Annotated in this window: 20 protein-coding genes and 1 other RNA gene; 9 read left to right on the forward strand and 12 right to left on the reverse strand. The window is 31.7% G+C overall.

The genetic code is table 11. From position 1 onward, the window contains the following. Positions 1-78 precede the first annotated feature (78 nt). Positions 79-531, forward strand: a complete 453-nt coding sequence (locus B0E44_RS00740) for a helix-turn-helix transcriptional regulator (RefSeq protein ID WP_077370293.1) — start codon at positions 79-81, stop codon at positions 529-531. Between the two features lie 185 nt (positions 532-716). Here B0E44_RS00740 and B0E44_RS00745 read toward each other — a convergent pair whose 3' ends face one another. Further along, on the reverse strand, positions 717-1,271 hold the full coding sequence (locus B0E44_RS00745) for a 1-acyl-sn-glycerol-3-phosphate acyltransferase (RefSeq protein ID WP_077370294.1): 555 nt from the start codon (positions 1,269-1,271) through the stop codon (positions 717-719). A gap of 63 nt (positions 1,272-1,334) precedes the next feature. Between B0E44_RS00745 and B0E44_RS00750 the strand changes: the two genes are divergently transcribed. Continuing rightward, positions 1,335-2,000 carry a spermidine synthase gene (locus B0E44_RS00750; RefSeq protein WP_077370295.1) on the forward strand — a complete coding sequence of 222 codons (666 nt, stop codon included), beginning with the start codon at positions 1,335-1,337 and terminating at the stop codon, positions 1,998-2,000. 21 nt (positions 2,001-2,021) lie between these two features. Here B0E44_RS00750 and kdsB read toward each other — a convergent pair whose 3' ends face one another. The 4 genes from kdsB to B0E44_RS00770 all read right to left on the reverse strand — a co-directional run bounded on the left by kdsB (position 2,022) and on the right by B0E44_RS00770 (position 5,517). Next, positions 2,022-2,750, reverse strand: coding sequence for a 3-deoxy-manno-octulosonate cytidylyltransferase (gene kdsB / locus B0E44_RS00755; RefSeq protein WP_077370296.1), 729 nt, complete (start codon positions 2,748-2,750; stop codon positions 2,022-2,024). 48 nt (positions 2,751-2,798) lie between these two features. Continuing rightward, a complete protein-coding gene (locus tag B0E44_RS00760; protein WP_077370297.1) occupies positions 2,799-3,602 on the reverse strand; it encodes a KilA-N domain-containing protein in 804 nt (267 codons plus the stop codon). 85 nt (positions 3,603-3,687) lie between these two features. Next, entirely contained in the window at positions 3,688-4,521 is an 834-nt protein-coding gene (ygiD, locus tag B0E44_RS00765) for a 4,5-DOPA dioxygenase extradiol (RefSeq protein WP_077370298.1), read from the reverse strand. 117 nt (positions 4,522-4,638) lie between these two features. Next, positions 4,639-5,517, reverse strand: coding sequence for an SDR family oxidoreductase (locus B0E44_RS00770; protein WP_077370299.1), 879 nt, complete (start codon positions 5,515-5,517; stop codon positions 4,639-4,641). Positions 5,518-5,649: 132 nt separating this feature from the next. Here B0E44_RS00770 and B0E44_RS00775 point away from each other — a divergent pair, with 132 nt between their 5' ends. Next, positions 5,650-6,000: a helix-turn-helix domain-containing protein gene (locus B0E44_RS00775; RefSeq protein WP_254423224.1), complete on the forward strand. Its 351-nt coding sequence runs from the start codon at positions 5,650-5,652 to the stop codon at positions 5,998-6,000. Here B0E44_RS00775 and B0E44_RS00780 read toward each other — a convergent pair. Further along, a complete protein-coding gene (locus tag B0E44_RS00780; protein WP_077370301.1) occupies positions 5,997-7,421 on the reverse strand; it encodes an ATP-dependent RecD-like DNA helicase in 1,425 nt (474 codons plus the stop codon). The genes B0E44_RS00775 and B0E44_RS00780 overlap by 4 nt on opposite strands. A gap of 194 nt (positions 7,422-7,615) precedes the next feature. Here B0E44_RS00780 and B0E44_RS00785 point away from each other — a divergent pair, with 194 nt between their 5' ends. Both B0E44_RS00785 and B0E44_RS00790 read left to right on the forward strand, forming a co-directional pair. Next, positions 7,616-8,428 (forward strand): DUF3822 family protein, encoded by an 813-nt coding sequence (locus tag B0E44_RS00785; protein WP_077370302.1) that lies wholly within the window; start codon positions 7,616-7,618, stop codon positions 8,426-8,428. Then, the gene (locus B0E44_RS00790; protein ID WP_077370303.1) at positions 8,425-9,027 is read left to right on the forward strand and encodes an RsmD family RNA methyltransferase; all 603 of its coding nucleotides are present in this window, start codon (positions 8,425-8,427) and stop codon (positions 9,025-9,027) included. Before B0E44_RS00785 ends, B0E44_RS00790 begins: the two co-directional genes overlap by 4 nt. Before the next feature lie 78 nt (positions 9,028-9,105). On the opposite strand, the gene B0E44_RS00795 is transcribed toward B0E44_RS00790, so the two are convergent. Beyond that, on the reverse strand, positions 9,106-9,648 hold the full coding sequence (locus B0E44_RS00795; protein WP_077370304.1) for a hypothetical protein: 543 nt from the start codon (positions 9,646-9,648) through the stop codon (positions 9,106-9,108). Positions 9,649-9,762: 114 nt separating this feature from the next. Beyond that, entirely contained in the window at positions 9,763-11,883 is a 2,121-nt protein-coding gene (locus tag B0E44_RS00800) for an outer membrane beta-barrel family protein (protein WP_077370305.1), read from the reverse strand. Positions 11,884-12,021: 138 nt separating this feature from the next. Between B0E44_RS00800 and B0E44_RS00805 the strand changes: the two genes are divergently transcribed. Both B0E44_RS00805 and B0E44_RS00810 read left to right on the forward strand, forming a co-directional pair. Next, positions 12,022-13,380 carry a sensor histidine kinase KdpD gene (locus B0E44_RS00805; RefSeq protein WP_077370306.1) on the forward strand — a complete coding sequence of 453 codons (1,359 nt, stop codon included), beginning with the start codon at positions 12,022-12,024 and terminating at the stop codon, positions 13,378-13,380. Between the two features lie 10 nt (positions 13,381-13,390). Further along, on the forward strand, positions 13,391-14,077 hold the full coding sequence (locus tag B0E44_RS00810; protein ID WP_077370307.1) for a response regulator transcription factor: 687 nt from the start codon (positions 13,391-13,393) through the stop codon (positions 14,075-14,077). Between the two features lie 5 nt (positions 14,078-14,082). Here the strand turns inward: B0E44_RS00810 and B0E44_RS00815 are convergent, their stop codons facing one another. Together B0E44_RS00815 and rnpB are read right to left on the reverse strand one after the other, a co-directional pair. Beyond that, on the reverse strand, positions 14,083-14,481 hold the full coding sequence (locus B0E44_RS00815) for a DoxX family protein (RefSeq protein WP_165688749.1): 399 nt from the start codon (positions 14,479-14,481) through the stop codon (positions 14,083-14,085). A gap of 41 nt (positions 14,482-14,522) precedes the next feature. Then, positions 14,523-14,850: RNase P RNA component class A (gene rnpB / locus B0E44_RS00820), an RNA gene on the reverse strand. A 120-nt stretch (positions 14,851-14,970) separates the two neighbouring features. On the opposite strand from rnpB, the gene B0E44_RS00825 reads away from it, so the two are divergent. Further along, complete coding sequence (locus B0E44_RS00825) at positions 14,971-15,270, forward strand: hypothetical protein (protein ID WP_077370309.1); 300 nt, start codon at positions 14,971-14,973, stop codon at positions 15,268-15,270. A gap of 79 nt (positions 15,271-15,349) precedes the next feature. Here B0E44_RS00825 and B0E44_RS00830 read toward each other — a convergent pair whose 3' ends face one another. Then, positions 15,350-15,703, reverse strand: coding sequence for a hypothetical protein (locus tag B0E44_RS00830; RefSeq protein WP_077370310.1), 354 nt, complete (start codon positions 15,701-15,703; stop codon positions 15,350-15,352). Between the two features lie 138 nt (positions 15,704-15,841). Between B0E44_RS00830 and B0E44_RS00835 the strand changes: the two genes are divergently transcribed. After that, positions 15,842-16,633, forward strand: a complete 792-nt coding sequence (locus B0E44_RS00835) for an RMD1 family protein (protein ID WP_077370311.1) — start codon at positions 15,842-15,844, stop codon at positions 16,631-16,633. Positions 16,634-16,636: 3 nt separating this feature from the next. On the opposite strand, the gene B0E44_RS00840 is transcribed toward B0E44_RS00835, so the two are convergent. Next, positions 16,637-17,206, reverse strand: coding sequence for a 2OG-Fe(II) oxygenase family protein (locus B0E44_RS00840; RefSeq protein WP_124019254.1), 570 nt, complete (start codon positions 17,204-17,206; stop codon positions 16,637-16,639). Position 17,207 lies beyond the last annotated feature (1 nt).

Consider the following 17,207-nt stretch of genomic DNA (forward strand, 5'->3'; position numbering starts at 1 on the left):
GTTTTAACATTGTAAATTAGGCTATTAAATAATGTTTGGTTACATTTGTAAATATATAAATTTGAAATACAATTTACAATGGTAAACACTGATGATTTCATAAAACGAGTTGAGATTATACTCGATTATTATAGTCTTAATGCCTCTTCGTTTGCAGATAAAATTGGCGTGCAACGTTCTAGTATGTCTCACCTACTCTCAGGAAGAAATAAGCCCAGCTTGGATTTTATTCTAAAAATTATTGATATTTTTCCAGATGTGGATTTGTATTGGATATTGAACGGAAAGGGAGTTTTTCCAAAAAAAACTGAAATAGATGAAAATTTAAAATCAAATACTATAGTTTCAAATTTAGATGCCCCTACTCCAATTGATTTATTTTCTGAAATTCCAGTTCCATTAGGATCAAATATTGTTCTTCCGAAATCAAAACAGATTGATGCTTCTACATTAAATGAGAAGGGTGAAGAAATAGAAAAAATTGTGTTTTTTTATAAAAATGGAAGTTTCAAAACATATTCACCGAACTAATATAAAAAATTGCATACGATGAATATTTTCCACTCAAAAGCATTGAGTAATTTTATCCGCCTTTAGAAATCATTAAATTTAAAAAAATCCTCAAAAATTAAAATCAAATCACAATTCACGAGAATTGAATATTCTGAATAAAGATTCAGAAAAAATATTTTATTCAATTCTTAACGAGGTTAGTTTTAGGATACTTTATATCCATTTTCGGGAATTTTACCCTTGGCATCAATAAAATGTTTATTCAAAATGATCAAATCCGATTCTATATTACCAGTTGGATAAAATGCATTTCCAAAATCAACAGTTTTCTTTTCAAAATTTATAGATACTGGAATGATGGGCACGTTAGCTTCTAAGGCAATGTAGTAAAAACCGGTTTTGAGCTGATCTACTTTTTTTCGTGTTCCTTCGGGAGACAAACCTAATCTAAATGTTTCTTTAGAATTAAAAATACTGACGATAGATTCCACTTTGTTAAGTCCGCCTGTTCTGTCCAATGGTGCACCTCCCAAAGATTTGAAAAAAAATCCAAACGGAAAACGAAACAATTCTTTCTTTCCAACCCAATTGATATCTACTCCTGTTGCCCCTCTGCAAATAATGGCCACATAAAAATCGTGCCAGCTTGTATGTGGCATTACCATCAAAACACTTTTTTTTATCTGTTCGTCGATACTACCTTCTATTTTCCAGCCCATTATATTTTCAAAAATCCATCTGTAGATTTGTTTCTTCATTTGTTGTCAATTTTGCACAAATTAAATAATTAATATCTTATTTTTGATAAAAACCAAAAATTAATGCTTCGAAAATTATTAAGTTATATTATACCCATTAAAATTTATAAAACTAATTCTGCACTAAGCAAAACAATTGAAGTTACATGGGCAAATGGGGAGTTAGTACTCGATTCCGAAAATACGAATTACTCTTATGGTAGTCTGCAGCGCATATTAAGAAAAGGATTAAAGCATTATGGATTTGAGAAAATTGTAAAAATGAATAATGCACTGGTGCTTGGAGTTGCAGGTGGCAGCGTAATTAAGACACTGGTAGATGAAATTCATTTTGAAGGTCAAATTACAGGTGTTGATATTGACCCAGACATTATTAAAATCGCAAATGAATATTTTAAACTGAATGAAATAAAAAACCTAAATATCATAATTGATGATGCTTTTGAATTTGTATTGAAAACAAAAGACCGTTATGATTTGATTATTGTTGACATTTTTCAGGACACTAAAATGCCAAATTTTCTATTTGAAAAATTCTTCATTAATAGAATTTGCTTTTTACTCAAAAGCAAAGGAATCATTCTCTTTAATACAATGTGTCTGACTTCTGGAGATAATGTAAGAAATCATAATTTTATTAAGGAATTCAATGATGAGGGTTATAAGATACAGTCAATCCCGAGAGTTGAACTTCATAATGAGTTGATTATTATCGAAAAACTGCATTAAAAAATGCTTCTTTAATTTAGATTAAAGAAGCATTTTTCTGGCTTTTTCTAAATCTTCGGCAGTATCAATTCCAATTCCAACGTGTGTAGTTTCAACCATTTTGATACGTTTACCAAATTCCAGATAACGCAATTGTTCTAATTTTTCTGATGCTTCCAATGATTTCATTGGTAAACTGTAAAAATCCAATAACGCCTGTTTTCTAAAAGCATAAATTCCGATATGCTGCATATAACGCACGCCTACATTTACCTCTCTTGGATACGGAATCACCGAACGTGAAAAATACAATGCAAATCCATTTTGGTCCACTACAACCTTAACATTATTAGGATTGTTGATTTCATCTTCATTTTTTATTTCTCTCATTAAAGAAGCCAAATCAACTTGTTTTGAAGTGTCGTTTCTAAAAACTTCTATAACTTTAGCCAAAGGGGCTGCGTCTATAAATGGCTCATCCCCTTGCACATTGATAACAATATCAACATCTAGATTTTCTACAGCTTCGGCAATACGGTCACTCCCCGATTCGTGCTCTTTAATACTTCGGATAGCTTTTCCTCCATTAGAAACAATTTCATCAAAAATCAAATCAGAATCGGTAACTACAAAAACGTCATCAAACAATTGAGTGTTTATGGCTGCTTCATAGGTTCTTAAAATTACTGTTTTACCTCCTAAATCCTGCATCAGTTTTGCTGGAAATCTTGTCGATGCATAACGGGCGGGAATGACTGCTATTATTTTCATTACTTTATATGTTTTTTAATTGCCACGAAGGTGGTAAATTACAAAGTTTTATTTTAATTTTTTATTTTCTACTTCTTTTAAAATACTCATTTGCTGTATAGCTATTTGATTGAGTTTTACTAATCGTTCTTTTTGTGATAAATTTTCGTTGATAAAAAGAGCGTTTAAATTTTCCAGATTAGATAAACAAATTAGCTCATTTATTGAGGCATAATCCCGAATATTTCCTTTCAAATCAGGGTTTTGTTCTCGCCATTGTTTAGCAATCATCCCAAACAAAGCCATATTCAATACATCGGCTTCATTAGCATATACCATTGAGATTTGCAAAGTAGTAAGTGTTTTGGGTGTTAAATTATGTTTAATAGCATCAGTATGGATGTGGTAGTTTATTTTTGTTAATTCCCTGTGTACCGACCAACCAATATGTTTTTGCTCTTCTTCTTTTAAACGCTGAAATTCTTTAACAATATAAAGTTCAAATTCAACTGAAATCCAACTTGCAAATTTAAAAGCAATATCTTTATGAGTAAACGTTCCGCCATATCTCCCTGATTTTGAAACAAAACCAATGGCATCAGTTGTATTTATCCATTTTTGAGGAGACATTGTAAAGGCATTTAAACCGGCCTCTTTTTTAAACCCCTCGAATTCGAGGGGTTTAAAATTTGGGTTATATAATGTTTCCCAAAGCCCTAAGAATTCTAATGTATTTCTATTTCGCATCCAATTCCCAATGGTTGCACTTGTATCATCAGTTTTGTGTTTTGCAATGTCTGTAATAGAAATATAATCATTATCATTGATTGATACTACGGTAACTTCGGTATCCTTAACTTTAATTTTAGCCATCTATTGAGTTTTCTACATTAAATATGACATTTTATAAAATTATATAAGCTATAAATTTTTGTCAAATATAAGATTTTTCTATAAATTAATTTGAAATCTTCACCGAAGTCATACTCAAAGACCCACCAACCAATTTGTCATTAAACAAACTCAATTCTTCTGATTTTTCTTTTAATCCCAAAGTATAAATCAAAGGCAAATAATGGTCTGGAGTTGGAATCGAAAGTTGAAAAGCTTTGCTCTGTTTTTCAAAATCAATAAGCGGTTGGAAATTACCGTCGAGTAAATAATCGTTTATTTCGGCTCTGGCTTCTACTGCCCAATCATAACCATAATTATCCGTATTGATATTTCTAAAATCGACCAATCTTAAATTATGGATAATGTTTCCACTTCCTACAATCAGTATTCCTTTGTTACGCAAGGCACTTAGTTTTTGTGCCAAATCAAAATGGTATTGTCCCGATTTTGTATAATCGATACTCATTTGAATCACAGGGATATCGGCATCAGGATATAAATGTTTAATTACACTCCAGGCTCCATGATCCAAACCCCAATGATGGTCTAGTTCTACACTGTTTGGTAATAATAATTCTTGGGTCAATGTGGCTAGTTCTGGACTTCCTTCAGCAGGATATTGTACATCAAATAATTCTTGTGGAAAGCCTCCAAAATCATGAATTGTTCTTGGCATTTCCATAGCGGTAACTTTAGTTCCGTTGGTAAACCAATGCGCCGAAATACATAAAATAGCATTGGGCTTTGGCAGCGTTTTAGCTAAATTTCTAAAGTTGGCAACAAACTGATTTTCTTCAATCGCATTCATTGGGCTTCCGTGACCCAAAAATAGAACAGGCATCTTTTCTGTATTCGAAAATGAACCTGATATTTTATGTAAGTCGTTTAGCGGGTTCATAATATAATTGTCTAAATAATTCTTAAATGTAAAAAATCTTTTCCGCTCAGTTATTCAATTAAAAAGAAAAACGAACAAATAAAATTGTTCGTTTTTCTAATCTTAATTGTTTTGCTATTATTTTGTATACACTTGCTTCAAGAAATCTTCCAATGAAATAGGTTTTCTGCCTAATAAATTTTCTAAATCAGTTGATGCAGTTAGAAATTCACCTTGTTGAATAGCTGCCGCAAAACCAACAAACATTCCAACGTATTCACCTGGAACACCCGCATTGCTTAAAACCTCAGAATAAGTTTCAGGAGTTGGACTTGTATAGCTCACCGCAGTATTTGCTATTTTACTTAAAAGATCCGCACTTTCTTTCATCGAATAATTTTCAATATTATTCATCGCATATTCTTTGCTTTCATTATTCTCAGAAATCAACACATTAGCAACCGCTTCTGCCAAATCATTTCGTGAAACATACGCTGCGCCGGTATCTCCTGCCGGGAAAAAGATTCCTGTTTCTAGAACTTTTTCACCAAAAAACATCGGTAAAACCTCTAAGTATAAATTATTCTTGAAAATACTATAAGTCATTCCGCTCGATTTGATGGCATTATCGGTATCTATATGTGATTTTGCCAAAAAAGCAATCGGTGAAGTTTCAGATTCGTTTTTACGTTCAAAACTAGTATATAAAATATGTTTAACACCTGCTTCTTTAGCGGCTTTAACTACATCCAATTGTTGCTTACCACGATTTTCTAAATCAGTTCCCGAAACCAACAATAGCTTATCTACCCCCTGAAACGCTGTCACTAAAGAATCATAATTGTTATAATCTCCAGTTTTTATCGTAATTCCTTTCGTTTTAAGCTCTTCTGCTTTTGTTTCATCCCTAACCAAAGCTGAAATATTTGTTGCTGCAATTCCTTTTTCTAATAAAAAATCGATTGTTGTTTTTCCAAAATTACCTGTTGCGCCTGTAACTAAAATTTTTGCATTCATTTTTTTTTTGATTAATTTTATTAATAAAACAAAGATAGCTACATTTGCTACCTAAAGTATAGTGACATACTAAAGTATAGTGGTATACTTTAGTATAGTAATAACAAAATCAGATAATTAATGGAAATTAAAATGAGTTTTAAAGAAGCCAAAGCCTGCCCTATTCAGTTTGTATTGGCACTAAACGATACTTTAAACGTAATCAATGGTAAATGGAAATTGCCAATTATTGGTTCTTTATTGTTCGAAAAAAGACGCTTCACAGAAATACAACGCAATATTCCAAAAATTACACCTAGAATGTTATCTAAAGAATTGAAAGATTTAGAAATGAACGGAATGGTTAAACGAACCGTTTATGATACTATTCCTATTTCAGTGGAATATGAATTAACGGATTCGGCAAAATCTTTGGGTGACGTTTTGGATAAAATGTTAGAATGGGGTTTGCAACATCGTGAAAACGTTCTTTCAGGAAGTTAGTCCACAAAGCTCTCATCCTTAAAGCCTATCAAATATAGCTTATTTTTGGCTCTTGTCATAGCCGTGTAAAGCCATCTGATATAATCTCTGTCAATGCCATTTGGCAAATAAGGCTGCTCAATAAACACTGTATTCCATTGCCCTCCCTGAGATTTATGACAAGTAATGGCATACGAGAATTTAACCTGAAGTGCATTGAAGTATTCGTTTTCCTTTACCTTCTGGAACTTTTTGTATTTTGTAGTTTCGCTTTCATAATCCATCATCACCTCTTGATACAATCTATTCGATTCATCAAATGTCAAAGATGGCGATTCACTTTTTATAGTATCCATCAAAAGCACTGTTTCAAAGGGTTTCTGATCGGGATAATCAATCATTCGGATTTTTACTTTCGCAAATTTAAAACCGTATAATTCCTTTATACCAAACATTTCCAAAACTTCGATAATATCACCATTGGCAATAAATCCGGCTTCATCCGAATCCTTTAGCCAAAAATAATTATTCTTCACTACCATCAGGAAATCTCCCGTTGACAATTCACTTTCTTTATCGAGAATTTTGGTTCTAATCTGTTCATTATATTGATTTGCCCTTTTATTGGAACGAACGATAAAAGCAGTGTCTTCAATACTGAAATTACTGTAAGCGGAATTAATCGCATCTTGAATATCATATCCGTCAACCAAACGAACAATGTCTTTAAATTTCCGAACATTGAACTTAAATTCGGTTATAAAAGTATCTTTTAACAATTCCCTCAATTCGGTCGCATTGTGCAAAATTCCTGAGTTTTCTTCCTGACGCATTACTTCATCAAGCTCAATATATTCGACCTCTTTGTTGTAATTTATACTAAGTGTATGAATATCCAAAGCCGGACTTATATCTAAATTCACAGGCGGTAACTGAGCCGTGTCTCCAAGCAGAATCATTTTGCAATTGGTTCCCGAATACACATATGAAATTAAATCATCGAGCAAAGAACCATTTTCATATAATTTGGAATCCGAATTAGTATCAGAAATCATCGACGCTTCATCGACTATGAAAACCGTGTTTTTATGTTTGTTTTGTTGTAAAGTAAACGAAATACCACCACCGGAATTCTTCTTCGGAAAGTAGATTTTTTTATGAATCGTAAAAGCTGGTTTATTCGAATAATTGGCAATTACCTTGGCCGCGCGTCCAGTTGGAGCCAACAAAACATACTTTTTATTAATCTCCAATAAACTATTTACGATAGTAGAAATAACCGTCGTTTTTCCTGTTCCTGCATATCCTTTCAGTACAAAAATGGTCTCGTTTTGAGTGTCTGTCAAAAAAATGGCAATTTTTTGAAAAAATATATCCTGATTGTAGGTTGGTGCAAAAGGAAATTTTCTCTGTAAATGGCTATAAAATGAGGAGGAATTCATTGGGTATATTTTGATTGCAAAGTAAGGCTATTTCAATGGCAATTTCAAAAATCAATGTCAATAACAATTACAATATCAATTGCAAAATTCAATTTTAAATTTACTTCCATTTTTTTCTATTGTCATTGCAATTGCTTTTTGATATTGCCATTGCCTTTTTAATTTGTAAGTTTGCATTGTTGCAAAAAAATACTATGAACATTAATATAACCGATAAAAAATACAAAAAGCTTTCCATTCAGGTTTCACTGACTGGGCTTTCCTTTTGTTGTTTTGACACACTTCATAATAGAATTGTATCGATAAATGAAATTCATTTTGATACTTTTCATAAATCGACCAAAATTGAGGAATTGTTTTCGGATGCTTTTAAAAATTATCCAGAATTGAATGACCAATATGATGAAATTCAAGTAATTCACAATAATAATCTTTCAACCTTTGTTCCCACTGCCCTATTTGATGAAAATTTTCTAGGCAGTTATTTGCAATACAACACCAAAGTTTTTGAAACCGATTTTTTTGCATTTGATGAAATCAACAATTATCAGATGAATGCGGTTTACATTCCTTATGTGAATATTAATAATTTTTTCATAGACCAATTTGGCACTTTCGATTATAAGCACGCCAATAGTATCTTGGTTTCAAAGCTTTTGGATGCATCCAAAAACAATGACAATAAGAAAATGATTGTTCATTTTAATCCTGGACATTTTGAAATTATTGTGATTCAGAATCAAAAATTACTCTTATTCAATTCATTCGAATATAAAACGCCCGAGGATTTTATTTATTATTTGCTTTTCACTGCCGAACAATTAAATATGAATCCCGAAAGTTTTCAATTGGAACTATTAGGTGCTATTTCTGAAGATGATGATTTTTATAAAATCGCTTTTAAATATATCAGGAATGTATCTTTCTTTAATGTAACTGATTTGCAAAAAAGCAATTCTTTTTCAACCGCACAAAATCAGCAACATTTTATACTTTTTAACTCATGAGAATCATATCAGGAAAATACAAAGGAAGACGCATTTCTCCACCAAAAGGACTACCCGTTCGACCGACAACCGATATGTCCAAAGAAGCATTGTTCAATGTTTTGAATAACCATTTCAGCTTCGAAGGTTTAAAAGTATTGGATTTGTTTTCTGGGACAGGTAATATCAGTTATGAGTTTGCTTCGCGCGGAAGTACACCAATTACCTCAGTTGATGGCGATTTTGGTTGTGTGAAATTCATCAAGCAAGTGGCATCAGAATATGATTTTAATATTGCAGCTACAAAGAGTGATGTTTTTTCTTTTTTGGAAAAAAACAAAACGAGCTATGATATTATTTTTGCCGATCCTCCTTATGGTTTAGACCAAAAGACATTCGAGCGAATTGTATTATTGGTATTTGAAAAAGGATTACTCAATGAGGAAGGAATGATGATCATAGAACATTCAAAGTATACCAAATTAGATCACATGATTAATTTTTCCTTCCAAAAAAGTTATGGAGGTTCAATTTTTAGTTTCTTCGAATTGGATTCAAGTGAAGAGGAAGAAATAGACGATGAGTCAAATCGAAAAGAAACTGAAGAAGACGAAGGATAAAATATACAAGGTCTATATTAAATTGAGCCTTTGCGATTGCAAGGGCTCAATTTATTTTACCGTTTTTGGTTTTTAAAACTATTTACCGATTACCCATCCCAATGTAAAGTTTAAAACGGGAACAAATTCATTTTCATCTTTGCTAACATTGTATCCTACTCCACCATTTAAATTTAGATTGAATTTATGCTTGTAAGTCCTTTGAAAACCCCAAACAGGAGCAATTGTTAAAGATGGATCTGAAGGAGAAACATATGTATTTGAATTAATAGATTCAAAATAATAAATTGCATTTAATCCATAAAAATTACCTGAATTACCCGCTGTTCTCTTTCCCTTACCTGCTCTTTTTTCTAAATTGTAATAATGACGGAACTGTTCATTTATTGTTGGATAAAATGACCAATTATTGCCTTGAAAACTACTAGTTTGATATCCAATACCCATGCTGATTTCTGAATAAAGTGTGTTTTTTGTTGTAAAACCATGTTCATACACTACACCAGGAAGCAATAAATTTATTTTGAATAAATTTTTCTCAACTGAAGGGATCTCTTGAGCAATAGTTTTAGTTAAAGGTGTGAAAAATAAAAGAAGAACAAACGGATGCAGTAATTTCATATAAGCTAGTACTAATAATTAATTTGTATTCAAATGTAATACAATTATTATATTTTAAAAGTATTTGTAGTTATTTAGTGTTTCTTTTTTCATTTAAATGAGCAATATGAACTTTTATCGAATTCTATTGGAATTATCATCAATGTTTTTCTCCTTAAACTCAGCTGATTTTATTTTGCCAAAAGAATATTTAAGCGCTATTGAAAATTCATGTGCATCAACCAAATATCTTGCTTTTGAACTGATATCATTTATGGTAAATCTTTCTTCGTAAATCGTATTGCTCAAAATATCATTATAACTTAAGGTACAGTTCCAATTGGTGAAAAATGTTTTTGAAACCCCTAAACCCATAATAATAGATATTGCTTTTCTTTCAAACACACCTTCTTTTTGTTCGGTTGAGCCCCAAGCTGACAGAGAAATGACATAGCCTTTTGGAAGTTTGAATTCATTACTGGAATAATAATATAAATATGGTTTCGATGTCATAAACTGAGCTGAATCATCTTCTATTTTATTTAATATAAAACTTAAACTATTGGTTGATGTCCAAATTTTATAAGTAAAAGGCAGAGTAAATTCTAAATTAAATCCTGATTCTTTGTCAAAATTAGTTTCTTTAAATATCAATATATTGTTTTCATCATCATATACAAAACTGCTGTAAACAGGATCCGTATTTTGATAATAACTTAGTTTTACAGATTTATCCTTGTATTGAAAACTAGACGAAATCTGATTGTTAATTGTTGGATCTAAATTTATATTTCGAGAATATAAAAAGTACGGATTTATATAAGTGGATCCTTGACTTGTCGACGAATAATTTGGCCTCGAAATGCTCTTTGAATAATTTAAGGTTATCGATTTTGTACTGTCAATAGGAATGTCCACCTGTACTTTCGGAAAGAAATCAGTGTAATTCTTGTCGATTAATGGCTCTTGATCATTTATGAATTTCCCGAGAATATCTGTGTTTTCAACTCTGAAACCTACAGAATAGCCAATCTTTTTTAAACTTCCTGACAATTGAGCATAACCTGCGCTGTTTTTCTCATCGAAATTATACATTGAACTGACTGTATTGTTTGTTTCAAAATTAAAAATTTCAAAATCAGTTTTTGCGTCAGCAGATAAATACAGACCTCCAACTTCCAATTTCATTTCATTTTTAAATTTCTTTTCAAGATCAATCCTTCCAGAAAAAACGCCAACATTAAATTTTTGATTGCTGTTTAGTGCCCATTCAAATTGTGTGTCATTAAAATTATTTTGAGCCAATGAACTTAAATCTTGATCAAAATTAGAATACTGTAAACCAGCAAATAATTGTGTGTCGATTGGTTTTATTTTCTTCGAATAATTTACAAAAGAGTTTATAAAATTCTTCTGGCTCTTATTGTCACTATGTGTTATAACATTATTTTCTAAATCTCCATTCTTATTATAAGTTGCTGTATTTATATCAAAAGGTTCGCTCTGTAATTTACTATTTACACTAATTGAAAAATAATCATCCTCATTAATTTTATAAAAAAGACCTCCGCCAAAAATGAATTGTTTTCTTTTGTTATTTGCGGTAGCAACATTATAATTCGAGATTATGTCTTCGTCAGGAATTTGATAATCGATCTTATGGCTTTCCCAAGGACTTAATTTGTTGTAATTAAAATTGGCTTTCCATTCGAATTTGTTCTTCTTGAAACTTGAATTTATTCCAAGGTAATTATTGAATTCTTTCTTGAACGAAGCCACTTCGGACACAGTTGTTTGTGAACCTTCTTTTTTGCTAAATTTCCTTGTAATCAAAATAACAGCCCTTCCTTCTGCTTCATATTTCGAGGATGGATTATTGATGATTTCAATGGTTTTTATGTCATCAACAGACAAAGCATTCAAATCATTCATTCCAACTTTTTGATTGTCTATGTATATCAAAGGATTTCCTTTTCCAATCACCGTAATACTTTCTTTGTCGGCACTGATCGTAATATTAGGTAATTTTGATAATAAATCTAATGTATTTGGGGTTGAATTAAGAATTGAATTGGCCACATCAACTTTGATATTTCCATTTTTATTGGTGAACATTTTCTTTTCTTTAGTGACGATTACTTCTGTTAATTTGTTAGATATACTGTCGTTTTCAGTCGTATTTTGTCCGTAACCAAATCCTGAAACGATAAGACAAAGTGTAATTAATGTATTCTGAATTCTTAAATTGGTATTCATTTAATAGTAAGTTTTGCGATTTAAAACATTACAAAAATGCTTCTAAATCCTCGCTTCCTAAGTTAATCGAAGGTTAATGCGGAGTTAATGACGAATTTGAATAATAAAAGAATTATTTTTGAATTCAATTTTCACCAAATGAAACAAAGAATCAATTTATTAATCGCCTTTTCAGTTGTTGCTCTGATCGTTTTATCAGTTGTGCAATGTTATTTGGTAAAAACAACTTACGATTATAAAGTAGCCCAATTTCACACGGAAATCAAAGATAAAATTGCTCTAATTACAAATGATTACAGTGATATTGATTCGGCTTATGTCAATAAAAAGGAAATGCTTTATAAGCAATTGGCACAAAATTATGTTTTGACCAAAAAGCCAAAATTCGAAATTGAAAGCAAATTACTTGATTATGAATCTGGAAGTGAATTAACTCGAAAACTCCAACTAAAATTCAAACGTGAATTTCCAGATATTTCAATTGATTTTGCTATTGTTCTTAACAAGTTTGTCATCTATAACATTCATAAAAAAGCAGATACTATTTTTTCCAAAAAGCCTCTTATACAGAACAAAATATACGGTAACTTAAAGTCTTTAAACAATGCTTTTTTAGTCAGAAATTATGTTAGCACCACCAATGGTCCTGAAACATTAAAAGAGTATAAATTACTTACCGAAGACTCTATGTATGTATCGGTAATCGATTGGGAAATGATAATTTTCGAAAGAATGAAAATGGTTTTGCTATTATCACTTCTATCCATTCTTACGCTAATAACGCTGTTTGCAATTGCCATCAAAGCTTTAATAAAACAAAAAAAAGTGAGTGATGTCAAAACGGATTTTATCAATAATATCACGCACGAACTCAAAACGCCTTTGACTACTTTGGGAATCTCCACAAAAATATTGGAACGAAAAGACATTCGGGAAAATGAAGAGCAATTCAGCAGTGTTTTAAATACTATTTCACGTCAAAATAACCGCCTTCAAAATTTAATTGACCAAGTAATGGCTAATTCATTGGGTGAAAATGATATTGAACTGCAAAAAGAGAAAATCATTGCAGAATCTTTTTTGAATGCAATAGTTGCCGATTTTAAGGTTGCGTTTCCAAAAGTGACTCTTGAAACTCATTTTAATACTAAAGAAACCCTTTTGGTTTTAGATAAATTTCATTTGACAACAGCAATTTTAAATGTACTCGAAAATGCCGTAAAATATGGTAGTAACACAATTACAATCAAAACCGAATTAATCAAAAACCAATTCAATATCAGCATCAAAGATGACGGAATTGGAATTTCAAAAAGCAAACATTCTTTATTGTTTGATAAATTCTACAGAGTCGAGCAAGGCAATCTGCATAATGTAAAAGGACTAGGTTTGGGGCTTTATTATGTAAATCAAATCATAAAAGCGCATCAAGGCACAATAGCTGTTATAAGTGATTTAGGTAAGGGGTCTGAGTTTAAAATTATGTTTAAAGTCTAATAATTTATCATTGAAAAAAATACTTTTAGCCGAAGATGATGCTGATTTTGCAGGCGTTCTCAAACAATACTTAGAATTGTACCAATTTGAGATCACTTGGGCCGAAAATGGTGAAGAAGCATTGGCTATTTTTCAAACTGAAAGCTTCGACATTTGTGTTTTTGATGTCATGATGCCCAAAATGGACGGATTTACCCTCGCAGAAAAAATCATTAAAATCAATCCCGATGTTCCTTTTGTTTTTCTAACGGCAAGAAAGCTAAAAGAAGACAAAATCATTGGACTAAAATTGGGTGCGGATGATTATATTGTAAAACCCTTTGAAGCTGATGAACTTGTTTTGCGACTGAACAATATTTTGAAAAGAAGCAAACAAAATCATTTTCCAAAAATAGATGATGAGTTACAAATTGGTACATATTTATTCGATACCAAACGTTTGTGTCTAAAAAATAATTCTATAACACAGCAACTCACCGAAAAGGAAGCTTCTCTTATACATTTTTTCTATACTCATAAAAATCAAATGGTAAAAAGAGAGCAAATTTTGAAAACGATTTGGGGTAACGACGACTTTTTTTCGGGAAGAAGCATGGATGTTTACATCAGTAAAATACGAAAGTATTTCAAGGACGATTCTCGAATAAGTATCGAAAGTGTCCGGAATATTGGATTGGAATTTAAAATTACTGATTAAAACCGTTATTTAGAGCTGTCTTTTGCTGTTGATGCAATTACTATCAGCCCTAAAATTAGTGCACAGCTATACTCCATTCCTCCTTCGCCATGCTCACCAACCCACCAGCCATTCTGATAATGAATAATAATATTTCCTATTATCAGCATCAAAATAAAGCCTAGAGATAAATACTTTACATAATAGCCAAATGCTAATGCGATTCCTCCAATAATTTCATAAACAGTAATTCCCCAAACCATTGCTGTAGTAGCAAAGAAGCCTTTTGTGGATAAAAAACCGGCAAATCGTTCTATTGTTCCATTTCCAATTCTAGTAACAGCATGGGCTACAAAAAACAATGGTAAAGTAATTCTAAAAAGTAAAAGTGACTGTGATGTGGATATAAAAGGAAAATTTCTCATATTTTTTTTACTAAAATAATAAATAAACATAAAAAACTGTAAAAAAATGCAGACCTATAAGCCGGATTCTGTTCTCATTATTACTAATGATACCTTATCATTTATCTAGATCCAGCATTACTGCTGGACTCAAGCTATCTACCCTTCAGCAACGGACGAGAAGCCCTTAAATGCTGATATACTTGATATTTCACCGCATAGAGTTTACCTGGTTTCACTACAGCATTACCTGTACATACTTTCTGTTGCACTTGTCCTAATCCCGATAAATCGGAACCGACGGGTGTTACCCGCTATGCTTCTCTGTGGTGTCCGGACTTTCCTCCCTCTTGTCCATAAAGACAAAACGACGATAAGGCGGTCTGCGGTGCAAATCTACAACATTAATCAAGGTTTATCAAGAGCAGTTATTTTTACTTTAACAAGTCCTTTGCAACCTATTATAAATAAAACAGTTACCTTTAATAATTACTTTTAATTTATTCGATCATGAAAACTAAATATCATTACACCACTGTTTTAGAGGCTTTAGAAGATTTAAAAGAAAAAGGTTTTGACCATGATTTTAATCTTCATAGCGATGCTATTAAGTCAAATCCGAACGATTATGGTGTTAAACATGTTTATCGCTATGAAGGCGACTCGGATCCAGATGAAGAATCAGTTGTGTACGGAATAATTTCAAATTCGGGTAAAAAAGGTGTGTTTGTAGCAGGTTTTTCTGCAAATTCTGACAATGAAGCTTCACAGATTCTTGAAAAATTATACATAGAAAGCAGCAGAAATTGATACTTTGGTGGTCACAGATAATAATTGTTTTAAAAATGTTCCAAAATATCCACTTTCGGGTTTATGAACCTTTAGTTTTTTATTCGTTTTCTTCCAAATTGTTATGATTATCTCCGCCAATGCTGTAATGGTTGTTTTCCTCATCTTCGTTTCCTGAACTTTCAAATTCATCATCAAACTCTGAGCCCGGTATATCCAAATCGCCACCAGACATATCTTCGTCAAATTCCTTTTGGTTCAACTCACTAACATTGTTTATTTCGACAGGAATTTTTTTTCTTGAAATATCTTCTGGATCGATGTCACTTTCTTTATGGAATTTTTTATAAATATCTTCTTCAGGCGGGTACAAAAGGGAATCTGGCAATTTGTTTTTGTCTTCCTTCTTTGGGGCTAAGCCATTTTTCCCTAATAATTTTTCTATCTCTTTCATGTTTTCTCTATTTTGCTGATTTACAATGTACTAATTTACGCAATTCAGCTAAATCTAGGAATCAATCCACTCTTTTTTTTAGCAGATGAATTATCAAATAAGATAGAAATAGCTAACTTTAAGTTATATTTTTTTATCATGGAAAAAAGTAATTTCATCAAAATTGAAGCGATTCAAATAGCCGAAGTGTTTAACATCAAAAAAATAAGGGCAGAATTTGGTTTTGAACCCCATTCAAGTTCACCTTCTGAAATTTTTTATACTTTGGCTAAAAAGCAATATCTCTATATATTTGATTATGGTGTGGTTGTATTTGCTAATTATAGTGCAGCAGAAAAAAAAGAGGCTATTGCTTTTGTCAAAAACTATGCTTCGACAATTGTTGATTTAGACTTGCTTGAAGAATACCGAATAGAAATTGACTCAAACATCCCAAAAGTAATCATAAAAAATGACTACGTTACTGTCCCTTATGTGGATCCTTCTGTTTTGAAAATCGTAATGTTAAATATCGCACAATCTGTTGCTTTGGATTATTATGAGGCCCTAACAGATGATCTTATCACTTCTTCCAAAAAATACATACAGGAATTGGAACATCGCGGAAAACTGAGCATTTCAAAGAAAAATCTGCTCAAATACATCGGAAAAGTACTGAACGTCAAAAATAGTATTGTTGACAATCTCTATATTCTCGATGACCCCAATTTAGTTTGGGACAATGAAGAGCTCCATCTTTTAAATCGCCACCTAAAAGCAAATTTTGATATTAATCCACGGTTTAAAGACCTTGATTATAGATTGGATATTGTGGAAGATAATCTTAGACTTTTTACCGATGTTCTTAATGTGCGCGAAAGCTCCCGATTGGAATGGATTGTTATTATTTTAATCTTTCTCGAAATAATGATAGCGTTACTTTTTCACTGATTATCAATCACTCTTTAACCAACCTGTAATACTCATTCTAGTACTTTGGGTAATCAAAACTTCATGAACAAGTTCATCGCTTTTAAAGAAAACAGTTTTGCCTTGGGTTGGACTAATCTTTTGATTGTTATCTAATTGATGAATCAGAAGCTCTCCTCCATCACTCTTCTGCCAATCACTGTTTAAATAGCTAATCATGGAGTATTTTCGACTCGGATTGTTTTTAAACTGGTCAAGATGTTTTAGATAGAAGTCTCCTGCTTCATATAACGAGTAATGAAATTCATAACCCGTAATTCCAGCATAACAGCTTTCATTCAGATAAAGTATAAAAGCTTCTATTTGTACAAAAAACTCATTCTCAAAAGCATTATTATTCTTTTTGTCAAGCCAATAGATAGAATCACTTCGAATGGCTCCATCGTAAGATAACTTTTCTGAATTGCCAATTCCTGCAGCTGATAATTGGCTATTTTTATTTAAATTATATAGATTCTGCTTTAAGTTATTAGCCAAATCATTACTCAAAAAATGTTCGGATATACCTACCTTATTTTCAATATAAGTAGTAATC

The organism is Flavobacterium sp. A45, from assembly GCF_002001005.1.
Classification (GTDB): Bacteria; Bacteroidota; Bacteroidia; order Flavobacteriales; family Flavobacteriaceae; genus Flavobacterium.